Source organism: Vibrio ostreae (assembly GCF_019226825.1).
Lineage (GTDB): Bacteria > Pseudomonadota > Gammaproteobacteria > Enterobacterales > Vibrionaceae > Vibrio > Vibrio ostreae.
The window spans coordinates 646061-670271 of record NZ_CP076642.1 but is presented as its reverse complement, the minus strand read 5'-3'; the positions used below and the strand labels follow the sequence as shown (position 1 = coordinate 670271).

At 50.3% G+C, this 24211-nt stretch carries 18 protein-coding genes and 2 pseudogenes; 9 read left to right on the top strand and 11 right to left on the bottom strand.

The genetic code is table 11. The features are described 5' to 3' along the window. Positions 1-98 precede the first annotated feature (98 nt). From KNV97_RS02890 to KNV97_RS02880, 3 genes and pseudogenes are all read right to left on the bottom strand, one after another. Positions 99-1819 (bottom strand): annotated as a pseudogene (locus tag KNV97_RS02890) (sensor domain-containing protein). A gap of 425 nt (positions 1820-2244) precedes the next feature. Further along, a complete protein-coding gene (locus KNV97_RS02885) occupies positions 2245-3549 on the bottom strand; it encodes an inosine/guanosine kinase (RefSeq protein ID WP_136483923.1) in 1305 nt (434 codons plus the stop codon). 190 nt (positions 3550-3739) lie between these two features. Further along, positions 3740-4216, bottom strand: a complete 477-nt coding sequence (locus KNV97_RS02880) for a CreA family protein (RefSeq protein ID WP_136483924.1) — start codon at positions 4214-4216, stop codon at positions 3740-3742. A 236-nt stretch (positions 4217-4452) separates the two neighbouring features. Between KNV97_RS02880 and KNV97_RS02875 the strand changes: the two genes are divergently transcribed. The 3 genes from KNV97_RS02875 (at position 4453) to cutA (ending at position 6298) form a co-directional block, all read left to right on the top strand. Continuing rightward, positions 4453-4962: a hypothetical protein gene (locus KNV97_RS02875; RefSeq protein ID WP_218562081.1), complete on the top strand. Its 510-nt coding sequence runs from the start codon at positions 4453-4455 to the stop codon at positions 4960-4962. A gap of 162 nt (positions 4963-5124) precedes the next feature. Further along, a complete protein-coding gene (locus tag KNV97_RS02870; protein WP_136483926.1) occupies positions 5125-5808 on the top strand; it encodes an HAD-IA family hydrolase in 684 nt (227 codons plus the stop codon). Positions 5809-5974: 166 nt separating this feature from the next. Beyond that, positions 5975-6298 (top strand): divalent-cation tolerance protein CutA, encoded by a 324-nt coding sequence (gene cutA, locus KNV97_RS02865; RefSeq protein ID WP_136483927.1) that lies wholly within the window; start codon positions 5975-5977, stop codon positions 6296-6298. A gap of 27 nt (positions 6299-6325) precedes the next feature. Here the strand turns inward: cutA and KNV97_RS02860 are convergent, their stop codons facing one another. Continuing rightward, positions 6326-6940: a DUF2238 domain-containing protein gene (locus KNV97_RS02860; protein ID WP_218562080.1), complete on the bottom strand. Its 615-nt coding sequence runs from the start codon at positions 6938-6940 to the stop codon at positions 6326-6328. A 321-nt stretch (positions 6941-7261) separates the two neighbouring features. Between KNV97_RS02860 and KNV97_RS02855 the strand changes: the two genes are divergently transcribed. Then, on the top strand, positions 7262-8101 hold the full coding sequence (locus KNV97_RS02855; protein ID WP_136483929.1) for an isopenicillin N synthase family dioxygenase: 840 nt from the start codon (positions 7262-7264) through the stop codon (positions 8099-8101). Positions 8102-8277: 176 nt separating this feature from the next. Next, on the top strand, positions 8278-8922 hold the full coding sequence (locus KNV97_RS02850) for a DNA-J related domain-containing protein (protein WP_218562079.1): 645 nt from the start codon (positions 8278-8280) through the stop codon (positions 8920-8922). A 149-nt stretch (positions 8923-9071) separates the two neighbouring features. On the opposite strand, the gene KNV97_RS02845 is transcribed toward KNV97_RS02850, so the two are convergent. The 4 genes from KNV97_RS02845 to tesA all read right to left on the bottom strand — a co-directional run bounded on the left by KNV97_RS02845 (position 9072) and on the right by tesA (position 15244). After that, the gene (locus KNV97_RS02845) at positions 9072-10724 is read right to left on the bottom strand and encodes an ABC-ATPase domain-containing protein (RefSeq protein ID WP_218562078.1); all 1653 of its coding nucleotides are present in this window, start codon (positions 10722-10724) and stop codon (positions 9072-9074) included. Positions 10725-10847: 123 nt separating this feature from the next. Then, entirely contained in the window at positions 10848-12809 is a 1962-nt protein-coding gene (locus KNV97_RS02840) for a bifunctional diguanylate cyclase/phosphodiesterase (RefSeq protein ID WP_218562077.1), read from the bottom strand. 169 nt (positions 12810-12978) lie between these two features. Further along, positions 12979-14175: an enoyl-ACP reductase FabV gene (gene fabV, locus KNV97_RS02835; protein WP_218562076.1), complete on the bottom strand. Its 1197-nt coding sequence runs from the start codon at positions 14173-14175 to the stop codon at positions 12979-12981. 469 nt (positions 14176-14644) lie between these two features. Further along, positions 14645-15244 (bottom strand): multifunctional acyl-CoA thioesterase I/protease I/lysophospholipase L1, encoded by a 600-nt coding sequence (gene tesA, locus KNV97_RS02830; RefSeq protein ID WP_136483934.1) that lies wholly within the window; start codon positions 15242-15244, stop codon positions 14645-14647. Between tesA and KNV97_RS02825 the strand changes: the two genes are divergently transcribed. The 3 genes and pseudogenes from KNV97_RS02825 (at position 15243) to KNV97_RS02815 (ending at position 20160) form a co-directional block, all read left to right on the top strand. Further along, positions 15243-15920 (top strand): ABC transporter ATP-binding protein, encoded by a 678-nt coding sequence (locus tag KNV97_RS02825; protein ID WP_136483935.1) that lies wholly within the window; start codon positions 15243-15245, stop codon positions 15918-15920. The genes tesA and KNV97_RS02825 overlap by 2 nt on opposite strands. Next, positions 15917-18359 (top strand): annotated as a pseudogene (locus KNV97_RS02820) (ABC transporter permease). The gene KNV97_RS02825 and the pseudogene KNV97_RS02820 overlap by 4 nt, the downstream one beginning before the upstream one ends. A gap of 337 nt (positions 18360-18696) precedes the next feature. Next, positions 18697-20160: an FAD-dependent oxidoreductase gene (locus KNV97_RS02815; protein ID WP_218562075.1), complete on the top strand. Its 1464-nt coding sequence runs from the start codon at positions 18697-18699 to the stop codon at positions 20158-20160. Positions 20161-20277: 117 nt separating this feature from the next. Here the strand turns inward: KNV97_RS02815 and KNV97_RS02810 are convergent, their stop codons facing one another. From KNV97_RS02810 to KNV97_RS02800, 3 genes are read right to left on the bottom strand one after another with little or no spacing between them, the layout of a single operon-like run. Then, positions 20278-21207, bottom strand: a complete 930-nt coding sequence (locus KNV97_RS02810) for a 5-oxoprolinase subunit C family protein (protein WP_136483938.1) — start codon at positions 21205-21207, stop codon at positions 20278-20280. Beyond that, positions 21204-21923 carry a 5-oxoprolinase subunit B family protein gene (locus tag KNV97_RS02805; RefSeq protein WP_136483939.1) on the bottom strand — a complete coding sequence of 240 codons (720 nt, stop codon included), beginning with the start codon at positions 21921-21923 and terminating at the stop codon, positions 21204-21206. The genes KNV97_RS02810 and KNV97_RS02805 overlap by 4 nt, the downstream gene beginning before the upstream one ends. A gap of 31 nt (positions 21924-21954) precedes the next feature. After that, positions 21955-22689: a 5-oxoprolinase subunit PxpA gene (locus KNV97_RS02800; protein WP_136483940.1), complete on the bottom strand. Its 735-nt coding sequence runs from the start codon at positions 22687-22689 to the stop codon at positions 21955-21957. Positions 22690-23183: 494 nt separating this feature from the next. On the opposite strand from KNV97_RS02800, the gene galE reads away from it, so the two are divergent. Next, on the top strand, positions 23184-24200 hold the full coding sequence (galE, locus tag KNV97_RS02795) for a UDP-glucose 4-epimerase GalE (protein ID WP_136483941.1): 1017 nt from the start codon (positions 23184-23186) through the stop codon (positions 24198-24200). Positions 24201-24211 lie beyond the last annotated feature (11 nt).

The following is a 24211-nucleotide window of genomic DNA, read 5'->3' as shown; positions in this document are numbered from 1 at the left end:
TTATGTTTCGGCGATAATATGGAGCAATATCACTAAAATCCACTCTGAAGCCATGAATCATTTGTGACCTGCAGAGTTAATCTGAGCTACCTCACAACTTAGTCCTTGTTTAGTGTAAGATTGCTCGACAAGGTATAACGGCTGGCACTCGCGAGCGACAGAGGCTTGGAAAACCAGTAACCCTGTAGGTACGATGCGCCCATTGCCTTGAATTTCTGATACATGGATCCGGTCTCAATCCCTTCAATCACAATATCGACGCCTTTGCTTTTAGAAAGCTGAATGATAAATTGCAGATATTGTTCAGATGATTGATTAGTCAACGTTTTAGCGGCCATTGAGCGATCGATTTTGATTTGATTGAGCGGCAGATCGAAAAAACTGTTGATTGAGCTGAAGCCGCTGCCGAAGTCATCCAGAGAGAGCTGAAATCCCAGGTTGCTAAGAGTGACTAATTGCTCGAGTGCGTTCTTGTTACCATCCAGAATCACGGTTTCGGTCAGCTCGAGCACGATAGATTGCGGAGCGATTCCGGCTTGCTCGGCCATTTTTTGTATCGTGGCAGGGAAAGCGGTATTGAGTAACTGCAATACCGATACATTGATGTTGACCCGGATACTCAGCCCGTTAATTCTGTTATAGCGTTCGATGAATTCACACGCTTTGCCAAATACCTGATAGCCTACATCTGTGATCAGGCCTTTCTTCTCGGCCACCGGAATAAACTCATCCGGAAAGATTTCACCAAATTCTTTAGAACGCCAGCGTACCAAGGCTTCAAAACTAGAAACCTGCCCGGTCTGGGCGTTGAGTATTGGCTGGAATTTGACCGACAAAGAGCGTGAACTCAGAGCTTCTTTCAGTCCGCGTTCAATGAAGAAATAGCGATCCACGCGTTTTTGTGTTTTTCCACTGTACAGTTCAACCCGTGAGCGGTTGGTTTCACGTGCATACTGGCAAGTGCGTGAGGCGATATTGACGATCTCTTCGGCCGTGTCTTCGTTGCTGAACGCCGGATAAAGGCCAATACTCACATGGTTGCCAAAAAGGTGGCCTTGCTCTTGGACCGATTTGGTGTAGCGTTGCAATATGTCCTGACACAAAGCGCGCAGTGCGGTATCGCTGTCGGTACGGTGTAACAGGATCGCAAAATCGTCCGAGCGTACACGGTAAAAGTCACCGTCTTCACATCGGATTCCGTTTAATGCGGCAATAACGTGTTGCAGGACATGTTCATTGACTTCGCTGCCATACTGATTTTCGTAAGATTTAATATCGTCAATCTGCAGATAAATCAGTGTGCTAGAGGCTTGAGTGTCCTGTTTTGCGTTATCAATATCTTTGAGCAGTTTGGTCATATTGCCCAGGCCGGAGATACTGTCGTAGTAGGCTGCCTGATTAAGGAAAGTCTCCATCAATTTTTGATCAGAGATGTCGCGATGATAGCCGACCATAAATCTGTCGCCGTTCAACTCGCGATTGATAGCGATACCTTCAAGCCAGATGTATTGACCGTTAGTTTTACGAACCCGGTAATGCGAGGTCACTTGATTGTGGTTGGTCAGGTGTTCAAGCACCCTTTTTTCAGCATGGCGCGATCTTGCGGGTGCACAACAGCGTACCATTCTTCCAACTGAATAGTATGAGCGCTAAAACCAAATTGTTGGTAAAAATCAGGGTTGTAAAAAGTTAAACAGCCCTGACTATCCATATGAAATATACCTTCACTGACGATATCAAAAATATGCACCAGGCGTTTTTTCTGGGTATCGGTGAGGTTGGGGTTCGTGCCTTGGGACAGTCCCTGCGTCAATGGCATAACAAATGTACCTGGCTCTTTTTAGAATCGCATTGATTCGAGCTTAACGATGAAAATGGCTACTCATGTAGCGGCAAGGGCAAACTGAACGTATTGAAGTTACTTTTTATTTTATGCAACCATGATAACGTTTATGAAACGATGTCTCAATTATGAAATTATTCTCTACTAATAAGCGTGCGATTGCGCATGTCTTACTGCATTGACGGTTTCCTGGCGCCAGCTTTTATGATAAGTCGAAATTGTTTATATATCATTCGGATTATATTGTATTTTTTTCCTGATTTGAGTCAAAATTATCTCTGTTTAGCGCGAAACCATGACCGGCTAAGAACGCAAAAGCGGTCCGAAGACCGCTTAAATATGCTTTTTGTAGTGGCTGCTCAGTCATTACACTGCGCCGCGTTAACCCTAATCAGCTCCGATTACCGGTCCCAGTAAGCTTCTTCCAGGCTGTCTTCTCGTTCCGGCAATGCGCGCGACAGGCGAGGAGAGTGCTGAGTCAGTACTTCATAACTGACTCGGTTGGCGTATTTACACACCTGCGACAGTGATGAATAGGTCAGATAGTGACGATCGTGCTTGGCGGAGTTTGGCACATTCTTGAGGTGGTAGCTATTCGCTGCCATGTCATGCAGTAGTGCCGACAACGCTCCGTCTCCGGCTCCGTTGGTGTTCTTGATTTTCAGCGGACCACCCAGATACGGGCCGATATGGGAGTATATACGAACAGGCTGTGAACAATCCTGCTGACGCATCGCACGGCTGAATTCATACTGGTTAAACTCAGCAATATGGCCTGGCAGCAGAGGCAGTTCGGTGCTGCGTTTGACCGCATCATCCACATAACCGGCCATATACAGGCCAATTGGCCCTGCAGTGCACAGCACCATATCGACCCAGTCCAGTGCTTTGTCCGCGGCTTGCAGCGGATCGCTAAAGCCGGTCAGTGCTGCGCCTTCATCTTCGTTCATCGCCAGAACCGTGACGTTCTCTTTCAGGTATTCTTGCCACCAGGCCTGATTACCTTCAATCACGTATTTGGTGCCGAGAGTCAGGACGACAGGAACCGAGTTTTTCTTCGCCAGTTCAATCGCACGCTGTACCGCTTTTGGCATCGGATCTTCCGGTTTGCCGCGCATCAGATAAGATGACACGACTAACGCAGAGGCTTTCTCAAATACTCGTTGCGGAATACTTTCCGGACGCAGCTGGTTCATCTGACCTTCATTGATAGCAAAAGTACGCTCACCGTCTTCTGAGATCAGGGTGTAGCAGCGACCAATCGGGCCATCGACTGTCTGCAGGTAGTTGAGGTTCATCCGGGACGATGTACTGCACAGGTAACGGTACGCGTAAGAGCCAACTTCGATGTTCTTTGACATCACACCAAGCAGTACGGATTTGCTGTCGGCGAGTACCGAGTAGTTGTGCAGAGTATTGCCAATGGTATCGCCCGGGTGCTGATGGGTGATCAGATTTCTTTCAACCAGCTCCTGATAGAGCGCTTCAGCTTGTGCTTCTTCAAGCACCAGCGAATGGCCTTTACTCAGATTATATTTTGCGATGAACTCGTCATCTACTTTGGCTTCGATATCCACCATGGTCTGGCCGATGCCGACGATAGTCGGACGGTGCATGGTCGGGGTTTCACGCAGCTGATTGACCAAAGGATCACGGGTGCTGGTAGGGAAATAGTGTTTAGATTTGCGTTGTCCAGGAAACTTCATCGGTTAAGTGGGCAAAATGGGAAAATTTCGCGAATAGTATCACAAAAAATTCACTGAAGTTTCATTTTTACATTTCATTTCTTGGTAAATATCACGCGACTCAAGTCGGGCCGCGTGATGCTTGTATTTTAATGGCGCAGTGGGTTACCGGTTTGTTTTTTTGCACCTGCTTATTGTATTTACATCTTGCTTATTGAGATGTCTCGGCCGGAAACGCGTTGTAAGCTTTTGTTCCCCACAACGGCACGGTCGACAGGCTGTGCTTAAAGCTGCCTGAGGTCTCTTTGGTCGAGTAAGACACGTACATTAATGTCTGGGTTTGCTCATCGAAAATACGACGAATTTTCATCGTTTTGAAGAAGATACTTTTCGATTTGCGGAATACAACTTCGCCGGATTTGGATTTGTCGATCTGAGCAATCATCTCCGGGGTAATTTCTCCGGTCTGACGACAGGCAATCGATGAATCAGACGGGTCAGCCAGGCTCAAATCGGCTTCGATACTGGCGATGTGACAGGTGACACCTGGTACTAAAGGGTCAGTTAAATTATTGAGTTTAATGTCTTTTGTCGTGAACAGCCCCAGGCTGACATCACCGACTTCGGAACGGTCACAACCGGCTAATGCCAGAGCACACAGGGCAACCGCTGCTAATTTCTTGATCATATTACTATTCCAACTGTTTATGCTGGAAATATGATAGCAGCATGTGTTGAGAATGACAGAGCCATGTGGTGAGAATAGGGCGATGTTGTTATCTTTTCCGCAAGACCGAGGTTTTATGAAACACCAGCCTGAGTTGTGATAGACTGCAGCCTACGACGCTTCGCTTACTATCCCGCCATGTGTGAGATGATTGGCCAGCTTATGATGTATTGTCCTATAAAAAGAAGTAAGGTCTTATGATCCAGTCATCTCTTCCAATTGTTGATACCAAAAATCAATGGCTTTGGAGCCAGGTAGACGTCGAATACCCGACAGCGGAAAGCCTGCAGGGGCGCTCGCTGTACCAGGCGCTGATTGAATCACGCCAGGTTGAAGAACTCAGCGTTTCCGCGTTGCAGCCCGATGTGGTGCTGGATGATATCTATTTGGTCGACTTTCATCGCCTGACGATTATGTTCGCACTTCTGCAAGCGACCCAGTTTGATTCCGAACAGCAACAAAGCCTGTTGGTGGAGTTTTTTACTCAAATCATCTATTCACAACCGTGTTCGCTTTATCTTGGCTTTGCCGATGGGCAGCCAGCGGCAGCGGCGATTGTCACTGAGCAAGATAACCAGGTTCTTGTGTCGGATATCGTGGTGAAAAACGCGCAACCATTTGGTGCTGAAAAAGAATTTGCCCTGGCAGTGCTGGCAAAATGGCGTCAGGCACATGAGTTTAGTGGCCAGGTTTACTGGCAACGCTAGTCTGGTTGTATTTCAGCACCAAGACAGAGAATGATTCTGGATGGTTAAAAAGTGACCTTGGTTGCGAAATTGATCTTACAGTTGTGAGAGCGGTTTCATTTCCTTCAATCGATCATCTCTCCTTCACAGTCTGACGATACACTGCTTAAAAAAGGAGCGTATATGTCTGACAAAAAAACGAACTGCGTTATTTTCGACTGTGAAGGTACGTTGGTCGATAGTGAACGTCTGTGCTGTGAGGCATTAGTTAACATCTTCAACGACTTGGGGGTTGAACTCACATTTGATGATGTGGCCGCTCACTTCGCTGGTGGGAAAATTGCCGAAATTCTAAATTCCACCCTAGAACTGGTTGGGATGAGTGCCGACCTGACCCTGCTCGAGTCACGTTATCGCCGTGCCGTTAAACGTCTGTTGATTCGCGAATTGCAGCCAATGGAAGGTGCAGTGCATTTGCTCGACACCCTCAGACACCATCAGGTTGAGTTTTGCGTTGCTTCAAACGCGCCACCCAAACGTATCGAATTTGCCCTTAAACTGGCGGGATTACTGCCTTATTTCGAGGGGCGTATTTTCTCTGCTTTCGAAGCCAACAGCTGGAAACCGGAGCCGGACCTGATCCGTTACTGCGCGATGAATATGGGATTCAGACTGGACGAGTGTGTTTACGTTGATGATACCGCAAAAGGGGTGGAAGCGGGGGTTCTGGCTGGCGTCACTACCTATCAGTTGCAACCGCTCAACCAGCGTAACCGTACCACTTATCAGCAAGTGGTGATTCTGGACAAAATTGATAACCTGTCGCAATTTGTTGTTCCGTCGGAACGTTTATCCGGAGCTCGCTAGTCACTTTTAGCTGGATCTCACGGTTAAACTTTACGGAGATCTCACAATGAAAGAATGGTAGGACAGACGATAACAAGTCGGTATATGCTTGATATTATGTCAGTATCCGTTCTCAAGATAGCAGATCGTCAGGCAGATAACAGAGCGCCCGATAAAGGAGGGATTTATGGACAGCCAGGCATTTTGTATCGTTTTGACCACCACCAATCGTCAGGAAAATGCCCTGCAGATTACCCAGAGCCTACTTTCCAAGCAGTTAGCTGCTTGCGTGCAGAGTATGCCGATTCAAAGTCACTATATGTGGAACGATGAGGTGTGTTGTGATGATGAAATCTTGCTGGTGATCAAAACCCGCAAAGCGTGCTATGCCGAGTTAGAGCGGGAACTGGCTACGCTGCACTCCTATGAGGTGCCGCAGATTGTCCAGGTACCGATAGTGGAAGGGTTTCACCCTTACCTGGCCTGGATTGAGCACAACACTCCCCGCTGAGCAGCTTCATCCAGGCCAGCGCCGGGTTTAATCGAAACGTTTTGGCTGCCGTGCCGATTGCCAGCTGAGGATCAACAGGGCGGTCAGTGCGCCCAGGGTATCGCACAGCATGTCTTTTTGTGCATCCCAGATATCACCTTGAGAACCCAAAAACGCAATGCCGTCTTCTCCACCGGCCAGGTCCGCGTACCACCATTCGATGATTTCATAACCTGCAGCGATACTCATAATACAAAATAGGCCAAACATGCCGGCAATCCAGCCGTTGGTCAGTTTTTTGCGGATCAGATATTCGGCGATCGGGTAGGCATACAGGCCAATTGCAAAATGAGCAACGCGATCAAAGTTGTTACGTTCTGAGCCGATTAGGTGATTAAACCAGTCAAACGGTACGTCGGCAAAGGTGTATTTGGCTCCTATGGTATGCAAGGTCAGCCAGACAAACATCAGCAGGTAGGCGGTTTTACTGAGTCTTTGGTGAGCGGAGGTCCACCATATCCCTGCCAGAATCAGCATCACCGGGACAATTTCCGCAATCCATACTGAGCGTGATGATGGCGCGATGGCAGAAAACAGGAACACCATGGCGTAAGCCAGACTGAGGCCAATTAAACTTTTCGGGAAAGAAGGGCTGTCACTCATCTGTTTTTATCATCCTTGTTAGTTAGCTGTTATCATGGTGCCATTTTAATGAACACTGTACAATTGTCTGCGCTGGAAATTTGGTCAGAGTCGCGTAAACTTTTTTCAACTCAGCTAAAGTTCAATATATAATCAGCCGGGCCAAAAATAACCAATTTGCTTGAAAACAGCGAAATTCGCCCAAACTTGCCCGATTTAAGGCGCAAGTTCCGATTAACGTTTGCTTTACAGCACAGTGGCTCTTAAAATCGCGCGCTTATCGTTACACACAGATGCAAACAACAACGTTACACACAGATGCAAACAACAAAAAGTAAAGTTATGAAACTGGAAACTATCGATTATCTGGCACCAGATGCCCCGGAGCAGTTCGTACAGTCACTGCGCAATACCGGATTTGGAGTTCTTAAAAACCATCCGATCCCGAAAGAGTTGGTTGAGTCTATCTACCGTAACTGGTATCAATTTTTTACTTCAGAACGTAAGAATGAGTTCCAGTTTAATGTCGACACCCAGGATGGTTATTTTCCGCCATCGGTTTCAGAGGTCGCTAAGGGTCAAACCGTTAAAGACATCAAGGAATACTTCCATGTTTATCCGTGGGGACAGATTCCGCAAGAACTGAAAGACGAAATTCTTGATTACTACCAGCGTGCGAATGAATTTGCTTCCACTCTGCTGGCCTGGGTGGAAGAGCATGCTCCGGCGGATGTACAACAACGTTTTTCGGTTGCGCTATCGGAAATGATCCGCAGTAGTGAGAAAACACTGTTGCGCGTGCTGCATTACCCGCCAATGAGTGGTGCAGAGGAGCCGGGGGCGATTCGCGCTGCCGCGCATGAAGACATCAACCTGCTGACAGTGCTGCCGGCTTCGAACGAGCCAGGCCTGCAGGTGAAAGGCCGTGACGGTGAATGGATCGATGTGCCTTGTGATTTTGGTAACCTGATTATCAATATCGGTGACATGTTGCAGGAAGCGTCCGGCGGTTACTTTCCGTCCACGACACACCGCGTTATTAATCCGACCGGTGAGCGCCAGACTCAATCGCGTATTTCACTGCCGCTGTTTCTGCATCCTAAGCCGGATGTCGTGCTGTCTGAGCGTTATACGGCGCACAGCTATTTGATGGAGCGTCTGCGCGAGCTCGGTGTTATCTGACCTCGAGCCACCCTACTAAAGTCAATCTGAGGCCAGCATTACGCTGGCTTTTTTGTGTCAGAGATTGATCAGAAAAAGAGCTGAGTCCAAAAACTGACACACAGTCAGCGGAGGTTGCTCGACAAATTGCAGTGTATAGATTTGAATTAAAGCAGAGTTTGCTGAATGAGCTAATTATGTCTGATACACAATCGCTGAGTGCGGGCTTCCAGACTTATATGGAAAACCCGCTGCTATGGCCTATTTTGGAAGTGCTGAAACGTCAACCGTCCGGTTGGAAGGTCCATACTCTGGCGGCCCATCTCAGCGAGTTGGAGCTGGTTCCGGTTCTGGATGAAGCACCAGATAAGGATCTGTTTAAACGCAATTTTCTCATCATGAATGCCTTGTACCAGTTGCAGGAAATCCTCTACCCGAAAAAGTGGCTGCAAGTGGAGGCGATGGACATTGTTCTGATGGCGAATTTTCAGCATGCTAGCCATGTGATTGATGCCGAAGAGCCCCTGCGTGATTACTACACCCGTTGGGAACATTACGAAGCGAGTGAGGGCGAGGTTAAACGCCTGCTTAACGAGTTCTGGACCCGTTACCGCCGCTTTGTGGGGGGCGATAATCTGCAAAGTCTGGAACGCAGTGACGCTCTGCGCCTGTTTGAACTGCAGGCCGATGCGAGTGCGATTGAGATCCGTAAGACCTGGCGCAAACTGGCCCTGCGCTGGCATCCGGACCGTGATAACGGTGATGCCGAGCGTTTTCGTGTCTTGTGTGCGGCGTGGAATGTGCTGCGTCAGGATGATGAATCGCCTCACAAATTAATATAAGCGCCAATAAATAAAGGCTCGCGAATGTTCACTTCGCGAGCCTTATGTTTTTTGCTTTGTTGCTTAAGCTCTTTGCAGTATCAGTTCTTCTGACAATGCTCCGATAAGTCTGGATGTGCGAGGGTTAACAGAGCCTTAGAATTAAAGAATTAACAGGCTTTAAACTGGGATTTACGCATCCGGTTTAGTGCGGCCATCGCGTCCACAATACGTGGCTTCGCCAGATCGCCATGATTCGGCATCACGACGTGCCATTGATCACTCAGCATGGCTTCCATATCTTTGGCCGGGTTCTTCGACCAGCCTGGCAGTTGTGCCAGTTGGAACCACAACCAGCCGATAGCATGCACCTGAGCGGATGACTCAAGCTGCTCCAGTGCGGTCAGATCCGCAAATTCTTTACCAAAGCGCAGTGAATCAACCCCTTTCGCCGCGACACGGAAATTACCATCAGCCAGAATTTTCTGCAGCGCGGCACGATTCAAACTGCGTGGCGCAAAGGTTGCTAGTGGACTTTCTGATTCATTACGACGTTCGCTCGGGTGCTGAGCAATCACCTGACGGGCTTTTTCGGTTACGTCCACGGCCTGGTAGTCGTGCATCTGAATCACGCTATCTGCCACGTCCAGATAATCGCCGGAGCCGCCCATTACGATCAGAGTTGAGATATCGAGGTCATTGCGCAGCTGACCGATGCGGTCAACTAATGGCGTAATCGGCTCATCACCTTTACTGACCAGCGCCTGCATACGTTCATCGCGAATCATAAAGTTGGTGGCTGAGGTGTCTTCGTCAATCAGTAGAGTGCTTGCGCCAGCTTCAATTGATTCCTGCAGCCAGGCTGCTTGTGACGTCGAACCAGACGCATCCTGAGTGCTGAAATCTGTCGTGCTTTTACCCATCGGCAGATGGTTGATGTAGTTAGCCAGGTTCAGGCTGTGTACGCAGCGACCGTCTTCGGCGCGGATTTTAACCGCATTGGCATCGGTCACGATACGCTCACGACCATCGCCGGGGATATGGTTGTAAATCGCACGTTCCAGCGCAGTCAGCAACGTTGATTTGCCGTGAAAACCACCACCCACAATCAGGGTAATGCCTTTACGAATACCCAATCCGGTCAATGGACCCTGGTTTGGTGTATCAAGTGTCACGCTCAGCGATGACGGCGCGCTAAACGCAACCGCATCTTTCATTGGTAAATCACAGTTACCGGCAACGCGGGGCAGGATACTGCCATTGGCAACAAAGGCGACCAGGCCATGCTCGGCAAGTTGAGCGCGAAGCGCATCCTGATCTTCCACGACTTCACAGTGATGAATGAGTGCTGCTTTGTCCAGTTCACGTTCCAGTGTGGCGCGTCGAATGAACTTTGGCAGGTGGAAGGTGAGAATATTGAGTGCTTTCTTGGCGAGAATGTTGCGGCCTTCAGCTGGCATGTGCATGCGAAAACGCAGTTCGATGCCCTGATCGTTAAACAATACGGCGGTGTTATCCAGCACGGTCTGACCGGTCAGAGCTATTGACAGTGCATTCTCTTGTTTGGCCAGTTCGGCGAAAGTACGCGCGATAAAGTCACGGGCGGCAATTTGGTATGACGCCGATTTTTCGCGCAGCCATTCCAGGCCGGTCAGTGACCAGGCGCGGGTGGAACGCAAACGAGACGCAGAAGCATATGGATCAGACTGAATATGGTCGATGTACAGAGTGAAATCACCAAAATCATATTGGCCTTTAATTTGCTGATATGCCCGATAGTTCTGTTTTTCGAGTTTTTTCAGATTAGCAGTTAATACATCCATCTCGTTTGGTCGCTCGTTGAGAAAGAGAAAGGGGGGCGATTATAGGAAGCTGTGTCCTGTGAGTAAAGGCATGATGATGCTTAATCATCGTCACGCCTGTAAGTTGTCCGCTGCGGGCAGATTTTATTTGGCAATCGACTCACGCTGATTAAACATGACCAGTTCAAACTCCTCGGCGGTGAGTGGCTGCGCATACAAAGCGCCTTGAGCGACATCACAGCCCTCTGCGCTAAAAAAAGTCTCCTGATCCGAGTGGTCAATCCCTTCCAGAGCGATTTGCAGCCCGAGTTTTTTGGCGATATGAATAACGGAACGCAGGGTGGATGGGTCACCACGATCTGAGGAGAGCTGGCGCATAAAGTGTTTATCGAGCTTAATGCCATCGAAAGGCAGCATTTTAAGTTGATGAAAAGAGGTAGGCCCGGAACCAAACTCGCTTAAGGTCAGATGAATCCCCATATCGTGCAGGCTGCTCAGCGTATTGCGCAGGGTGACGTCATCGCCCTGTAGCGCGTGCTCCGGTATTTCCAGTTCGATATGGATGGCGGATAGATCATGAGCATTAAGCAGCGCTTCGATTTGCCAGGCGAGCTGGCCATTTTCCATCTGTTGTGCTGACAACGGAATGGCGATGGTCAACTGGCTGAACTGACTATACCAGCGACTCGCTGTCTCTATGGCCTGGCGCAGAATAAAGTTACCCAGTTCGGCACCCAGGCCGTTTTGTCTGGCAATCAGCATCAGGCTATCGTGGCGGATGTCACCAAGTTGCGGATGTTTCCAGCGCAGCTGTGGTTGGGCGCCGACCCAAAGGCGCGATTTGGGCTGTACCTTAGGCGCAAACAGCATGACAATTTCGTCCCCCTGCAGCGCCTGCTGCAGGGAGCCTGAGAATGCATTGCCCGGACTGAACGTCTGTTCTGTCGCCGATGAGTGGTAGTGAAAACCATAGCCAGAGTTTTTACACACCAGCATGGCGCCATGCGCATGCTCAAGCAGGGCGTGCACATCACGGCTGTCGAGGCTGGTAGCAATACCGACGTAGGCATGCAGATGAAAACGTTGTTGCTGCCACTCCCATTCCGACTGGTGCAGATTGAGCAGTTGATGGCACAAGGTGTTGAGATGATAGCTGAGATGTGAAGAGGCGATCAGCAATACCAGATCGGTTGCACTGGGGCGAGCGATGGTCAGGTTAAGTTCCGGCTTCGACTCAATGTGTCTGGCATACAGGCGCAAAATCTGCTCCCAGGCCTGATAGCCAAAGCGCGCTTGTAAATGACGGCCATTGGCAAAACCAAGATGCAACACTGCTATTTCTGCATTGATGTCCGCCGCCAGGAGGCGCTCGAGTTGATTTTCCAACCCCTGCTGATTAAAAAAGCCGGTGCCGGCATCGTGCAAATGTTGATGTGCTAATAATTGCTCCGCGGCCTGGCGCTTATCGATTTCCTGATTGAGGGAATAATTGAGTGCGGCAAGATCCTGGGTACGACTTTGTAAACGCGTTTGCAGCTCCTCGTTTTCTCGCTGCAGTGAGTGTTGTTGCCACAGGCTGTGCAGGTGAGTTTCAATCGTGCGTCGCAAGCCATTCAGTAGCTGCAAGTAGTGGTTGTACGCCAGCGTGGCGTTATCAGACGATTCTTTATCATCATGCAATAACTTCGCCGCCGATAATTCGGATAGATAGGATAATTCAGGTAAACAGGATAATTCAGGTAAACAGATAGCCCCGAACGTTTCTCCGTCAGGCCAGCACAACGTCAGAACGGCAGATGGTGCGTAATTGGTGCCCGACCGTTTTGTATCTCCGGAGGCAAACCATGCCATATGTGACGCCTCTTCCGATGGTGATAAGTGGGCGGTCTGACGGCTTGCGGCCTTCACTCTGTTCTCTTTGCTGGCCCTTTTATCGGCCAGGCTACGGCTGTTACTGCAACTGCATATGTGATGACTGAGCGATGGGCCGAGCGTTATCATTGCGGGTGATACGTTGGCAAAATCCGCCAACTGACTGATGAGAGTCTGCCATCCATTGAGAATTTGGTCTGAAACCAAAGGTTTTGGGGAGGTTACTTTCGACATAAATGCCATCCTTAGCAAGTCGATAAAGAGTGAGCGCTCCGAGCTCTGTAATCATGCGGCTACTGGTTTGAGTATAAGAAGAACTGGTGGGGATAGACAAAAAAAGTCCCGACAAAGGGTCGGGATCTTCACATATTGACGTTAATTAAAATAAATCTGGCACTGCAGACTAGATAAATGCTTTAAAGGGTTCTAAGTCGACATCGGCACTGTAATCAATGTTGTCAAATCCAAAACCATTCAATCGCAGAAACTCCGCTTTGAAACCGGCATAATCGCCGATTTGTTGGAAGTTGTGTCCGTTCATTTCGCTGAGCAGTTGGCGGACTTTTTCCTGGGTATCAGGATTGAGTTCCCAGTCATCCATCCGCACCAGACGCTCGCTATCAACCGGAACCTTGTTCTGACCATACAGCTTATCGCTGAACAGGCGCTGCATCTGTTCGATACACCCTTCGTGGGTCTGTTTCGCTTTCATCACCCGATACAGGGCCAGAATATAAGGGCTGAGTCCGGGAATAAACACACTGGCTTTGGTGACCAGAGCTTTACACACAGTGGCATACGCTGCGCCGTCAAAATTGGCCAGTTTCAGGTTAAGAGAGTGGCTGGTCTGATGCAGGTCGACTTTAGCCCGGCCCAGCGTACCATCAAGGTAAATTGGATGGGTGACTTCCGGTCCGACATAAGAGAAGGCGATGGTTTTACAACCCGGAGCCACAGATTCGTTGTTGATCAGGGTATCAATCCAGCTTTCCCAGTCTTCGCCGCCCATCACCCTCAGTGTGCTGTCGATTTCTTCCTGACTGGCCGGTTCCAGAGTGGCATCCACCCATTGATCGTTTTCCAGCAAAATAGTCGAACCGGATACCGGCTCGCCAATCGGCTTAATCGCTGAGTGCCAAAACTGATCACTGCCTGGCCGACGACGCATACCGCTGGCGATGCTGTAAATCACCAAATCCACTTCACCTTCAAAGTAGGTTTCGATCGCTTCGATGACCTGAGTGCGCACGTCGGCGGAAAACACATCGCCATTGATATTGACGGCGGTGCGACCTTCCCGTTCCGCGTATTCAGTAAAGTACAGGTTGTTATAAAAACCTGCACTGCCAACGCCTTTTTCTGAAGGCCCGCGTTCAAAAGAGATCCCGATGGTGTCTGCTTTTGCACCACCAAACGTCAACGCGATACGTGCTGCGAGTCCAAAACCAGAGGAAGCACCAAGGATCAGTACCCGTTTGGGTCCGCCAGTGATCGGTTTTGCGGATTTAACGTACTGAATTTGTTGTAATACGGCTTGTTCACAACCGTAAGGATGAGCGGTGCGAGCTACCACTCCCTGGATAACAGGCTCAATGCGCATGGAGAATTACCTTTTTAATTAAAGTAGGGTAAGTCGTTACATTATCGTAAAGCTGGGTAAAGTTTATTGAGCTAGACCATTAAAAGGGGGATTTTAACTCAGAGAACGCCTCTTCAACCGCTATCCAGGATTGAATGGGTTCTGAACCAGAATGGGTGAAAACGCGCTATGTTTTTAAAGCTGGAGCAGGTTTTTAAAAGCGGTAGCAAAGCTCTAAAAGCGGTAGCCGGGTTTTAAAAGTCTTAGCAGGCTGAGCGTTGACAGCAGATGCCGCTCATACCACCAGGCTGGCTATAATAAAACAGGAAGCAGATTGAGTGCGGCCCGCCTCCTGTTGTTGTGTTTTTAAGTGCGGTTCTGTTGCTCATGACTGTTCGTTTTAAAAATATAATGTTGGTTTAATTTTGAGCAAGTGCAACCGCTCTTAAGTAAACATTTCGGCAAGGGCTCTTTCAGTCAAAGGAGCTATCTAGAGCAACGGAGAAAGCTGTTCTGCCATAAAGCCAGCGATCCAGGGCTGTGCTTCAGGCTTAGGATGTAAGCCGTCGTTCATCATCCAGTCTGGCTTGACGATCACTTGTTCGAGGAAAAAAGGGATCAAAGGCACGGATTTCTCATCCGATAACGCCGGATAGAGCTGGGCAATCGCGTTACTGTAGCGCTGGCCGTAGTTAGGCGGGATGCGGATCTGCATCAGGATAACCTGGCTGTCGGTTGCTTTGATTTGGTCAATCATGGCACGCAGGTTGTTTTCAACCACATTAGGCGGAAAGCCGCGCAGGCCGTCATTCGCACCAAGTTCAATCAGCACAGTGTCGGGTTGGTGCTGCTTGAGCAGTGCGGGCAGACGGGCCAGGCCATTGCCTGTGGTATCGCCGGAAATGCTGCCGTTAATGACTGAAACACTTTTGCCTTTTTCCTCGAGCGCACCACCGAGTAGACTGGGCCAGGCTTGCTCAATCGGCATTTGGTAGCCCGCGCTCAAACTGTCACCGAGAACCAGTAAGGTTTGACTGTTTGCGCCGGCCGAAAACAGTAGAATCAGAATTAAGGAAAATCGTCGAATCATGCAAACACCTGTCATTTCAGCTCAATCATTATCCAAAGTAGTCTCCACCAATCAGGAGCAATTAACAATCCTTAAAGAAGTGAATCTGCAGATTCATCAGGGAGAAAGTGTCGCTATTGTCGGTACTTCGGGGGCGGGTAAATCGACGCTGATGACCCTGCTTGCTGGCTTAGACACTCCGAGTGGAGGAGAAGTTCACTTGCTCGGGCAGGCTCTTTCTGCCCTGGATGACGAAGCGCGGGCCGCGATTCGCAGTGAATCGGTCGGGTTTGTTTTTCAAAGTTTCCTTCTCATCCCCAGCCTGACTGCGCTGGAAAATGTCACTCTGCCTTGCCTACTCAAAGGCGAGGCAGAAGACAAAGAACGTGCGACGGCATTACTCGCGTCGGTCGGGCTGGAACATCGTATTCACCATTCGCCTGGTCAGTTATCCGGCGGTGAGCAGCAGCGGGTCGCCCTGGCACGGGCGTTTATGATTGGCCCGCAAGTGCTGTTTGCTGATGAGCCGACCGGCAACCTGGATCAGGAAACTGCAGCGAAAGTGATTGATCTGCTGTTTGATCTCAATAGTGAGCATGGCACCACACTGATCCTGGTGACGCATGACCCGAAACTGGCGGCACGTTGTCAGCGTCGTTTCCATATGCAGGCAGGAATGTTGGAGGAACGCACATGAATCATGACTCGGCCCCGGCGCTCAATCGCCGTCTCATTCGCTGGAGCCTCAGCGAAATTCGCCACGGTCAGTTGTGGCCGATTTCGGTCGCGCTGACCCTGATCATTGCCTGTGTGTTCGCTCTGACAGCCTTGGCCAGCCGGATGGAGCAAGTGGTCGTCAAACAGGGTAAAGATGCCCTCACGGCCGACAGCGTGTTTGTGTCGGCCAACCCGATACCGGAGTCTTTAACCCAGCTTACGCAGCAGCAAGCCATTGCTACCTCAAATATGACCCGTTTTCGTACTATGGCATTCAGTGACAACAGTATGCAGCTGATTACGGTTAAAGCGGTGGACAGCCAGTATCCGCTGCGCGGTGAAATGCAACTGTCAGACGGTACGCAGACTTATTCACAGGTTCAACCAGGCCAAATCTGGCTTGATGAACGTATTTTCTCTCAGCTTGGCGTTGAGATTGGCGATCAGATTACGGTGGGTGACGCGGACTTCATTGTCAACGGGCGCATTGTTGAAGAGCCGGGTCTGAGCTTTAACCCGTTTCAGCAAATGCCATCTGCTTTTATTCACCAGCAGGATGTCGGGCGCACCGGCGCCTTGCAACTGGGCAGTCGGGTCCGTTTCAGTTTATTTATCAATGCAGAGCCCCAGCAGGTTGAACAGCTCAAATCTGCCGTCGAACTCTCACCCAGTGATCGCTGGCTTGACCAGAATAGCGCAAGTCGCACTAATGAGGTGTTTGAACGAACGGAGCAATATTTGTCGCTGACGGTGGCGATTGTGATCATCATGGCGGCCACGACCCTGGTGCTGACTTGTCAACACTATGTCTCAACCCGGATTCGCACTATAGCAATGCTCAAAAGTCTGGGGGCGAGTAAACACTGGATTCGACGCTGGTTATCGCTGCAGGTGCTCATGCTGCTCGCGTTTGCTTCGGTGATGGGCATTGTGATTGGTATCGGTCTGGAATATCTGCTTCGGGTTCCGCTGGTGGATTTATTACCTAATCCGTTGCCAGGTTATGGGATTACCCCGGCGCTGGTGGCTCTGGTTTCGAGTGTGTTGATTGCGGTGCCTGCGTTGGGTATCCCGCTCGGACATTTGCTCAGTGTCAGCGCGGTCAGTGTGATGCAACCGGCCCAAAAGCAGAGCCGTAAACGCTGGAATCTCGCTCTGATTCTGGTGCCCTTAGTGCCGATGGTATTGGTTTACTGGCAAAACCGTCTGGTGTGGATAGTTCTGGCCGGTATTGTGGTGTTGTTTGCCGTCCTTGCGGTGCTGAGTATCGCGATTACGCGTCTGCTGGCCAGGCTACCTCTCAATACTTCAATGAAGCTGGCATTAAGCCGTATTAACCGCTCCGGCACGGCGACAGGGATCCAATTTGGTGCTCTGGCTCTGTCTCTGATGTTGTTGGCGGTAATATGGCTGGTGCGCACTGATTTGTTGTCTGACTGGCGCAGAACTCTGCCACCGGATGCGCCGAATGCGTTTGCGCTTAACATCGCCGAGTATGAAAAGGATGCATATCTTGCGACTCTGGATGAAGCTGGGATTGCACGTTCGCAGGCGTTTCCTATCATTCGTGGCCGTCTGACTGAAATTAACGGCACCGATGCCAAGGCGCAGACTCAGGGTGAAGAAGGTTCCGATGCACTGCGTCGTGAGCTCAACTTTACCTGGGGTGACAGCCTGCCTGAGTACAATGAGGTGCTGTCCGGCCAGTGGACCAAGACCAATGGTGTTTCGGTTGAAGAGGATGTGGCGCGCGATCTGGGACTTAAGATCGGGGATACCCTGACGTTTGTTATTAACAGTCAGCGGTTTGAAGCGGTGGTGAATACCATTCGCCATGTGGAGTGGCGCGATATGAAGCCCAACTTCTATTTTATCTTCACGCCGGATGTAATGCGTGACATTGCCGGCAGCTGGCTGGTCAGTTTTCGGGTGGAAGCAACAAATGACCCACTACTCAACCAGCTGTCACGTAGCCATCCAACGGTCAGTCTGCTTGATATTCGCTCTATGGGGGCCAAGATACAGGATTTGCTGACTCAGATCGTTTGGTCGATTACCGTGTTGGCAGCGTTGGGGGGTTGTGGCGGGGATCCTGTTGATCTTCACTCTCTTGCGGCTCAGTTTGAGTCAGCGCCAGCAGGAGATTCAGCTTTATCGCACGCTAGGGGCCAGTCGCAGGCGGGTTACACGTACCATTTGGGCTGAATATGGCCTGATGGCGCTGATTGCCGGTCTGGTTGCCAGCCTCAGCGCCGACATTGTCGTCGCCAGTGTGATGAAATTTGGCTTTGAGCTGACGCCGTCGGTGCATTTTATGCTTTGGCTGATGCTTCCGGTTGTCACGTTTTGCACATTGGCGCTGGTGGTCAGCAGTCTGATCAAGCGGCTGTTAGTCCCTATAAATAAAGCGTTTAATTAAAACCGAATCAGCTGAACAGGTGAGTTATCCACAAAAACAGTGGATAAAGTTTGGGATAACTCGACCTGTTAATAACTGGTCTTTTCGTGCCAGCCTTGTGGGCCGGAGGATCCCGCCAATGCGTTATACACAAGGGGGTGAAAATTGGTTTTTCGCAATTATCAGTCAAGCATTTTTTTTCATTTTTTTGTCTTGATTTGTTCATGAAGTGATCTAAGCGCCTAAATGCACATACAATGGGAGGTGGTTATGAAAGGTATTGTTTTTACGTGCTAAGACCGCGTAAAAAATGTGATTTTCATAGCGTTTTACAACCATTAGAATAAGCAGTGAATGAATGACAATCGGCAGTGAAATGTTACAAGTATCCGAAAATAGCGTGTCACCCAGCGTTGCCATTATCGGTGGTGGTGTTGCGGGGGCTACCGCAGCAGTACATATGAGCGAACTAGGGCTTGATGTATTGCTGATGGAAAAAGGTCCGGGGCTGGTCAACGGTCCGCCTATCTGTCACTTACATGCTGGTGGCAACCTGTATCGAGAGATCTCTTTACAGCAGTGCATTGAACTGTTGCGTCAGTCGATAGATACCGTGCGCCTTTATCCGCATACGCTCAATAAACGTCCTACCGTGATAGCTGTGCCGCATTCTGATCCCGGTGTGCCGGATGATATCCTGCCGCGTCTGGGAGTGATTCAACGCGCTTATCAACAACTGGTGGATGAAGATGAACGCAATCGGGTGCTGGGTTTTCCGGCCGAGTACTATCAGACATTTATGCGCGAGGATCTTGATCGCCTTGCCAAGCTGACTCAACCCGAGCAACCGGGTACGATTGAAGAGTGGCTGATCCCGTTTGCCCAGCACACCGATCTGGATACGCTTAAATATCCGGTGATCGCAGTACAGGAGTATGGCTGGAGTGTTTTTCGTCTTGCTGCCAGCGCGGAGTTGGTACTCGAGGCACTGCCAAACTGCCGGGTACTGGCCCGTTCAACTCTGGTAGCGTGCGATTTTGTCGACAATCAATGGCAACTGACCTATCTGGATGAGCAGGGCAAAACCCGCCATGCGGCCTGCGATTATCTGGTCAATGCCTGTGGTTTCGAAACAGGTAAGCTGGACGATATGGCGCGTCAGCAGCGTCAGCGTCTGGTTGAGTTTAAGGCTGCTTATGTCACTCAGTGGCCGCAATGTCAGCAGGCCTGGCCGGAAGTTATATTCCATGGCCCGCGTGGCACGCCGCAGGGGATGGCTCAGTTGACGCCATACGCCGATGGTGTGTTCCAGCTGCATGGCATGACACAGGGCATTACCTTGTTCGATGACGGTCTGGTTGCCTCAAACGAAACCTCTTCCCAGCCAGAATTACCTCAACATCTGGAAAACAAAATTACCCGCGGCTGGCAGCCGGAAGCGACTCAGGAACGGACTCAGCGTGCGATTGTACATATGAGTCAGTTTATTCCTGACTTCGCTCGTGCGGAAGTGGGCGGTAAGCCTCTGTTTGGCGCGCAGCAAATTCCGGGTGATGATGCCACACTGCGTGCTGCGGATGTGACCTTTGCCGGCCAGCATTACGCGCGTATCGAGGTCGTGAAAGGCTCTTCTGCGTTAGAAGCGGCGGAGAAAATCGTTGCAACCTGGAATTTAGTGAAGGCGAATCAGACTGGTTCGATTGAAGATTTGCATCCGGTCAGTATGAGACTGACGGCTGAGCAGGTTGAACGGAAAGCTCTCCAACTGGCTGATGAACGCGGCTATCCGCGCGCGCTGGCCAAGGTTGTTGGTAGTGCTTAATCAGTCGTTAAACTGGTTTGCATGGAAAAAAGCCCTGATTATTCAGGGCTTTTTTGTTCTCTGTCGTGGGCGGAAACCCGTAGGAGCACGGCTGCTATTAAAGAGTTGTCGAAAAGGCTAATAGCCGAAAAAGCGCGCCCACTGGCACCATACTTCCTGTAAGCCTTCCAAATCACCTTTGACAAAACGTACGCTCTGGCCGGGTTTGGCCTGAGCCAGTCTCGGTAAATCGATCTTCGCGACACATCCGATTTTCGGATACCCCCCGATGGTTTGGCGGTCGTTGAGTAACACGATCGGCTGGCCGTCCGGCGGGATTTGCACCGAGCCCAGAGCGATACCTTCTGATAAAATCGGCTCTTGTGGTGGCGTGACAGCCGGGCCGGTAAGACGATATCCCATACGATCGGCATGCTGACTCACAGTGAAAGTACGGGTGAAAAAGGTATGGCGCGCCGCGTCACTGAAGGTCTCATTCTGATAACTTTCAATCACCCGCAGGCGCAGTGGCAGATTGTAATCCGGTTTAAGGCGAAACGTCATCTGCAACGGTTTATTATCCAGCGTATGGGGGGCGAAATGCAGTTTATCGCCAGCCTGCAGTGGCTGACCATTGTGATGTAATCCGCCCAAGCTCTCTTTGGTGACGGTAGCAACGCTGCCCAGGTGAGGCTCGACATGAAAACCGCCGCGTACCGCCAGATAGGCGCGCAGGCCGTTTTTCGGCAAGGCAAACTTGATACGCTGACCTTTACGTGCGCTGAACGTACACCAGTTTGTCAGCGGTACGCCATCCAGCGTTGCAGCCAGATCACCGCCAGTGATGGCGAGCTGGCAAGCATGACCGATTTTAAATTCCGCTTGTCCCAGGGTGATTTCCAGAACCGGAACATTGACCGGATTGCCAAGCAGGTGATTGGCCCAGCTGTAAGCGTAATCGTCTACCGGACCGGATTGAGTAATGCCAAGGTGACTGAGACCAAAGCGGCCAAAGTCCTGAATCAGGCTGAGCTGGCCGGGTTTAATGGCTGTGATAAAACCGCTCATGATGTGCGTCCCCACTGAAATTGTTCTGGGCTAATTTCTCCCCCCAGATCGAGAAACTCTTCGCGGCTGATGGCGCGAAATTTGACCCGGGTTCCGATTTCCCAAAGCACCATAGGTGAGTGGTCGGGTGTAAACAGTGGCTGCGGGCAGTTGCCGATGATGTTCCAGCCACCGGGGGAGGCATTCGGATAGACCGCGGTCTGATGTTCCGCGATGGCAACACTGCCTTTGGGTAAGCTGAGGCGAGGTGAGGAATGGCGCGAGCGGCGCAAAGGTGCTGCTACTTCGGTCATAAAGGCGAAACCAGGCGCAAAGCCAATGGCTCCCACGGTATATGTAGGCTCGGTATGCAGGGTAATCACTTGCTCAAGTTCCAGCCCCTGCTGCTGATAAAGGGCAAGATCGGGGCCGACGTCCGGATGGTAGTACACGGGCAGCTCGACGATCTCCCCGAGGCTGTTTTCCTGGCTAACCGCTTTATCGATACAGACAATCACTCTTTTTAAAAAGTGTTTGCTGGCGATACGGTAGGGTAGATAGTCGATTAAGATGGTTGTGTAAGATGGGGTGACGTTCATGATGTAGTCACCCAGCGCCAAACGGATTCGTCTGGCGATGTCGCCGATCACCAGCGAAAGCGCGGCACTGGATTCGTTACCAAAACGAATCAGCAGGCTGCTTTCGGCGACAGGCTCAATGGAATAGTTGAGTTGCAATTGAAAATCCTTTTTCGTTTGATGACCCGGCTTATAACAGATCCCGAATTCTGGCTATCAAGCCAATGGCCTCATCGTTATCGCCGTGCACACATATTGTGTCTGCTTCAATCGGAACGACAAAACCGTCGGCGCTGGTTACCTTGCCGTAATGGGCGATCTGCTGTACCTGACCGAGGATGTCATCTTCATTTTTCAGCACGGCATTAGGCATTGAACGGGGAGTCAGTGTCCCGTTTGCTAAATAAGTCCGGTCTGCGAAGGCTTCAAACAGCAGCGGGACATCGTAACGGTCTGCAATATCCAGATAGTCCTGGTTATTGGATGAAGCCAAGATCATCAGCGGCAGATTAAAGCAGGACACGGCATCGACTACGGCGCGAAAAATGCTTTGGTCGCGCATCATGTCGTTGTAAAGCGCGCCATGTGGTTTGACATAACCAAGCTCGGCATTTTTGCTCTCACACAGTGCTTTCAAAGCTCCAATCTGATAGATCAGCAGTTCGCAGATTTCTTCTTCATTAAAGGCCATGGAACGGCGCCCGAAACCTTGTAAATCCGGATAGCCGGGATGGGCACCGATCATGACATCGTGCTGTAACGCGAGATCGATAGTTTTGCTCATCACATGCGGATCTGAGGCATGAAAGCCGCAGGCAATATTGGCCATATCCACATAAGGCATTACCTGGTCATCGGCCCCCATAGTCCAGGCTCCGAAGCTCTCGCCCATATCACAATTGAGTTTGATTGTTCGTTTCGTCACCGGTTTACTGTCCTTGAGGGTTAAAGGATGAATTTTACAGAGCACAGCATTATACGCATTGCTCGTTTTATGTTTGCTGTCTTTGCTTGTTCACCGTTTGTGCATACTCTTTTCTATGCGCCACCTAATCAGCTTAGGCAATTTTGCCTGGAGTGATGCAGCTCTGGCGGAGTTTTTGCCTGGCGATGGCTGGCTTAGCATCTGAGGCTAAAAGAGCGATAGATTCTAGTGTGCTGTTTCTTCAGGCTTTGTCTACATTTTTTAGTCAAGATCAGCAACATTGAATGCATATTGGATTGACATACTGCCGGGCAGCTTCCTCAGGCGGTCAAAAAACAGTGCTGCCAAATCAGCTGAGTAGCATCATCGCGCTTATTGCTTGTGGTGGCAGAGTTTGGCTTGACTTGCCACGCTTTGGGTAAAAATCGCAGATTGTTAAATGATCTCAGTAACTAATGTCGCTACAATATGCGCAAACGCAAAGGAGGCTAGTGATGAAGGTTTTAGTAACAGGCGGGATGGGGTACATAGGTAGCCACACCTGTATTCAGATGATAGAAGCGGGAATGACGCCGGTCATTCTCGATAACCTGTACAACAGCAAATCGAGCGTTCTGGCACGAATTGAAAAAGTGACCGGTGTGCAGCCGCAGTTTGTGCAGGGCGACATTCGCGACAAAGCGTTGCTGGTTGAACTGATGCAACACCACCAGATTGAATCGGTTATTCACTTTGCCGGATTGAAGGCGGTCGGTGAATCGGTACAAAAGCCGTTGGAATACTATGATAATAATGTTAACGGCACCCTGGTACTGGTGGATGCAATGCGTGAAGCCGGCGTGAAATCTCTGGTTTTCAGCTCTTCTGCTACCGTGTATGGCGATCCGGCCAGCGTGCCAATTACGGAAGATTTTCCGACCAGCGCGACCAACCCCTATGGGCGCAGTAAACTGATGGTGGAAGAGTGTCTGACGGATTTTCAGGCTGCGAACCCGGACTGGAGCATTACGCTGCTGCGTTACTTTAACCCGGTCGGCTCTCATCCGTCAGGTGAACTGGGTGAAGACCCGCAAGGTATTCCCAACAATCTGATGCCATTTGTGTCCCAGGTTGCAGTTGGACGGCGTGAATTCTTGTCGGTATTTGGCAGCGATTATCCAACTAAAGATGGCACTGGTGTCCGTGACTATATCCATGTGATGGATTTGGCTGATGGTCATATCGCCGCACTGCAACGGGTTGGCGCAAAAGCCGGTCTGCATATTTATAATCTGGGCACGGGTAATGGTTACAGTGTGCTGGAGATGGTGAAAGCCTTTGAACAGGCATCGCAAAAGCCCGTTCCTTATCAATTGGTTGCACGTCGCCCGGGTGATATTGCGGAGTGTTGGGCTGACCCAACCAAGGCGCAGCAGGAGTTGGGCTGGCAGGCTAAACGTAGCCTGGAAGAGATGACCACCGACACCTGGCGCTGGCAGTCAGCGAACCCGCAGGGCTATCCGGACGCATAATTTGGTGCTTT

What these genes read in the sequence shown, in the direction of transcription:
- KNV97_RS02885 (WP_136483923.1), bottom strand. Translation starts at nt 3,549, where the DNA reads ATGAAGTTTCCTGGACAACGCAAATCTAAACACTATTTCCCTACCAGC.
- KNV97_RS02880 (WP_136483924.1), bottom strand. Translation starts at nt 4,216, where the DNA reads ATGATCAAGAAATTAGCAGCGGTTGCCCTGTGTGCTCTGGCATTAGCC.
- KNV97_RS02875 (WP_218562081.1), top strand. Translation starts at nt 4,453, where the DNA reads ATGATCCAGTCATCTCTTCCAATTGTTGATACCAAAAATCAATGGCTT.
- KNV97_RS02870 (WP_136483926.1), top strand. Translation starts at nt 5,125, where the DNA reads ATGTCTGACAAAAAAACGAACTGCGTTATTTTCGACTGTGAAGGTACG.
- cutA (WP_136483927.1), top strand. Translation starts at nt 5,975, where the DNA reads ATGGACAGCCAGGCATTTTGTATCGTTTTGACCACCACCAATCGTCAG.
- KNV97_RS02860 (WP_218562080.1), bottom strand. Translation starts at nt 6,940, where the DNA reads ATGAGTGACAGCCCTTCTTTCCCGAAAAGTTTAATTGGCCTCAGTCTG.
- KNV97_RS02855 (WP_136483929.1), top strand. Translation starts at nt 7,262, where the DNA reads ATGAAACTGGAAACTATCGATTATCTGGCACCAGATGCCCCGGAGCAG.
- KNV97_RS02850 (WP_218562079.1), top strand. Translation starts at nt 8,278, where the DNA reads ATGTCTGATACACAATCGCTGAGTGCGGGCTTCCAGACTTATATGGAA.
- KNV97_RS02845 (WP_218562078.1), bottom strand. Translation starts at nt 10,724, where the DNA reads ATGGATGTATTAACTGCTAATCTGAAAAAACTCGAAAAACAGAACTAT.
- KNV97_RS02840 (WP_218562077.1), bottom strand. Translation starts at nt 12,809, where the DNA reads ATGTCGAAAGTAACCTCCCCAAAACCTTTGGTTTCAGACCAAATTCTC.
- fabV (WP_218562076.1), bottom strand. Translation starts at nt 14,175, where the DNA reads ATGCGCATTGAGCCTGTTATCCAGGGAGTGGTAGCTCGCACCGCTCAT.
- KNV97_RS02825 (WP_136483935.1), top strand. Translation starts at nt 15,243, where the DNA reads ATGCAAACACCTGTCATTTCAGCTCAATCATTATCCAAAGTAGTCTCC.
- tesA (WP_136483934.1), bottom strand. Translation starts at nt 15,244, where the DNA reads ATGATTCGACGATTTTCCTTAATTCTGATTCTACTGTTTTCGGCCGGC.
- KNV97_RS02815 (WP_218562075.1), top strand. Translation starts at nt 18,697, where the DNA reads ATGACAATCGGCAGTGAAATGTTACAAGTATCCGAAAATAGCGTGTCA.
- KNV97_RS02810 (WP_136483938.1), bottom strand. Translation starts at nt 21,207, where the DNA reads ATGAGCGGTTTTATCACAGCCATTAAACCCGGCCAGCTCAGCCTGATT.
- galE (WP_136483941.1), top strand. Translation starts at nt 23,184, where the DNA reads ATGAAGGTTTTAGTAACAGGCGGGATGGGGTACATAGGTAGCCACACC.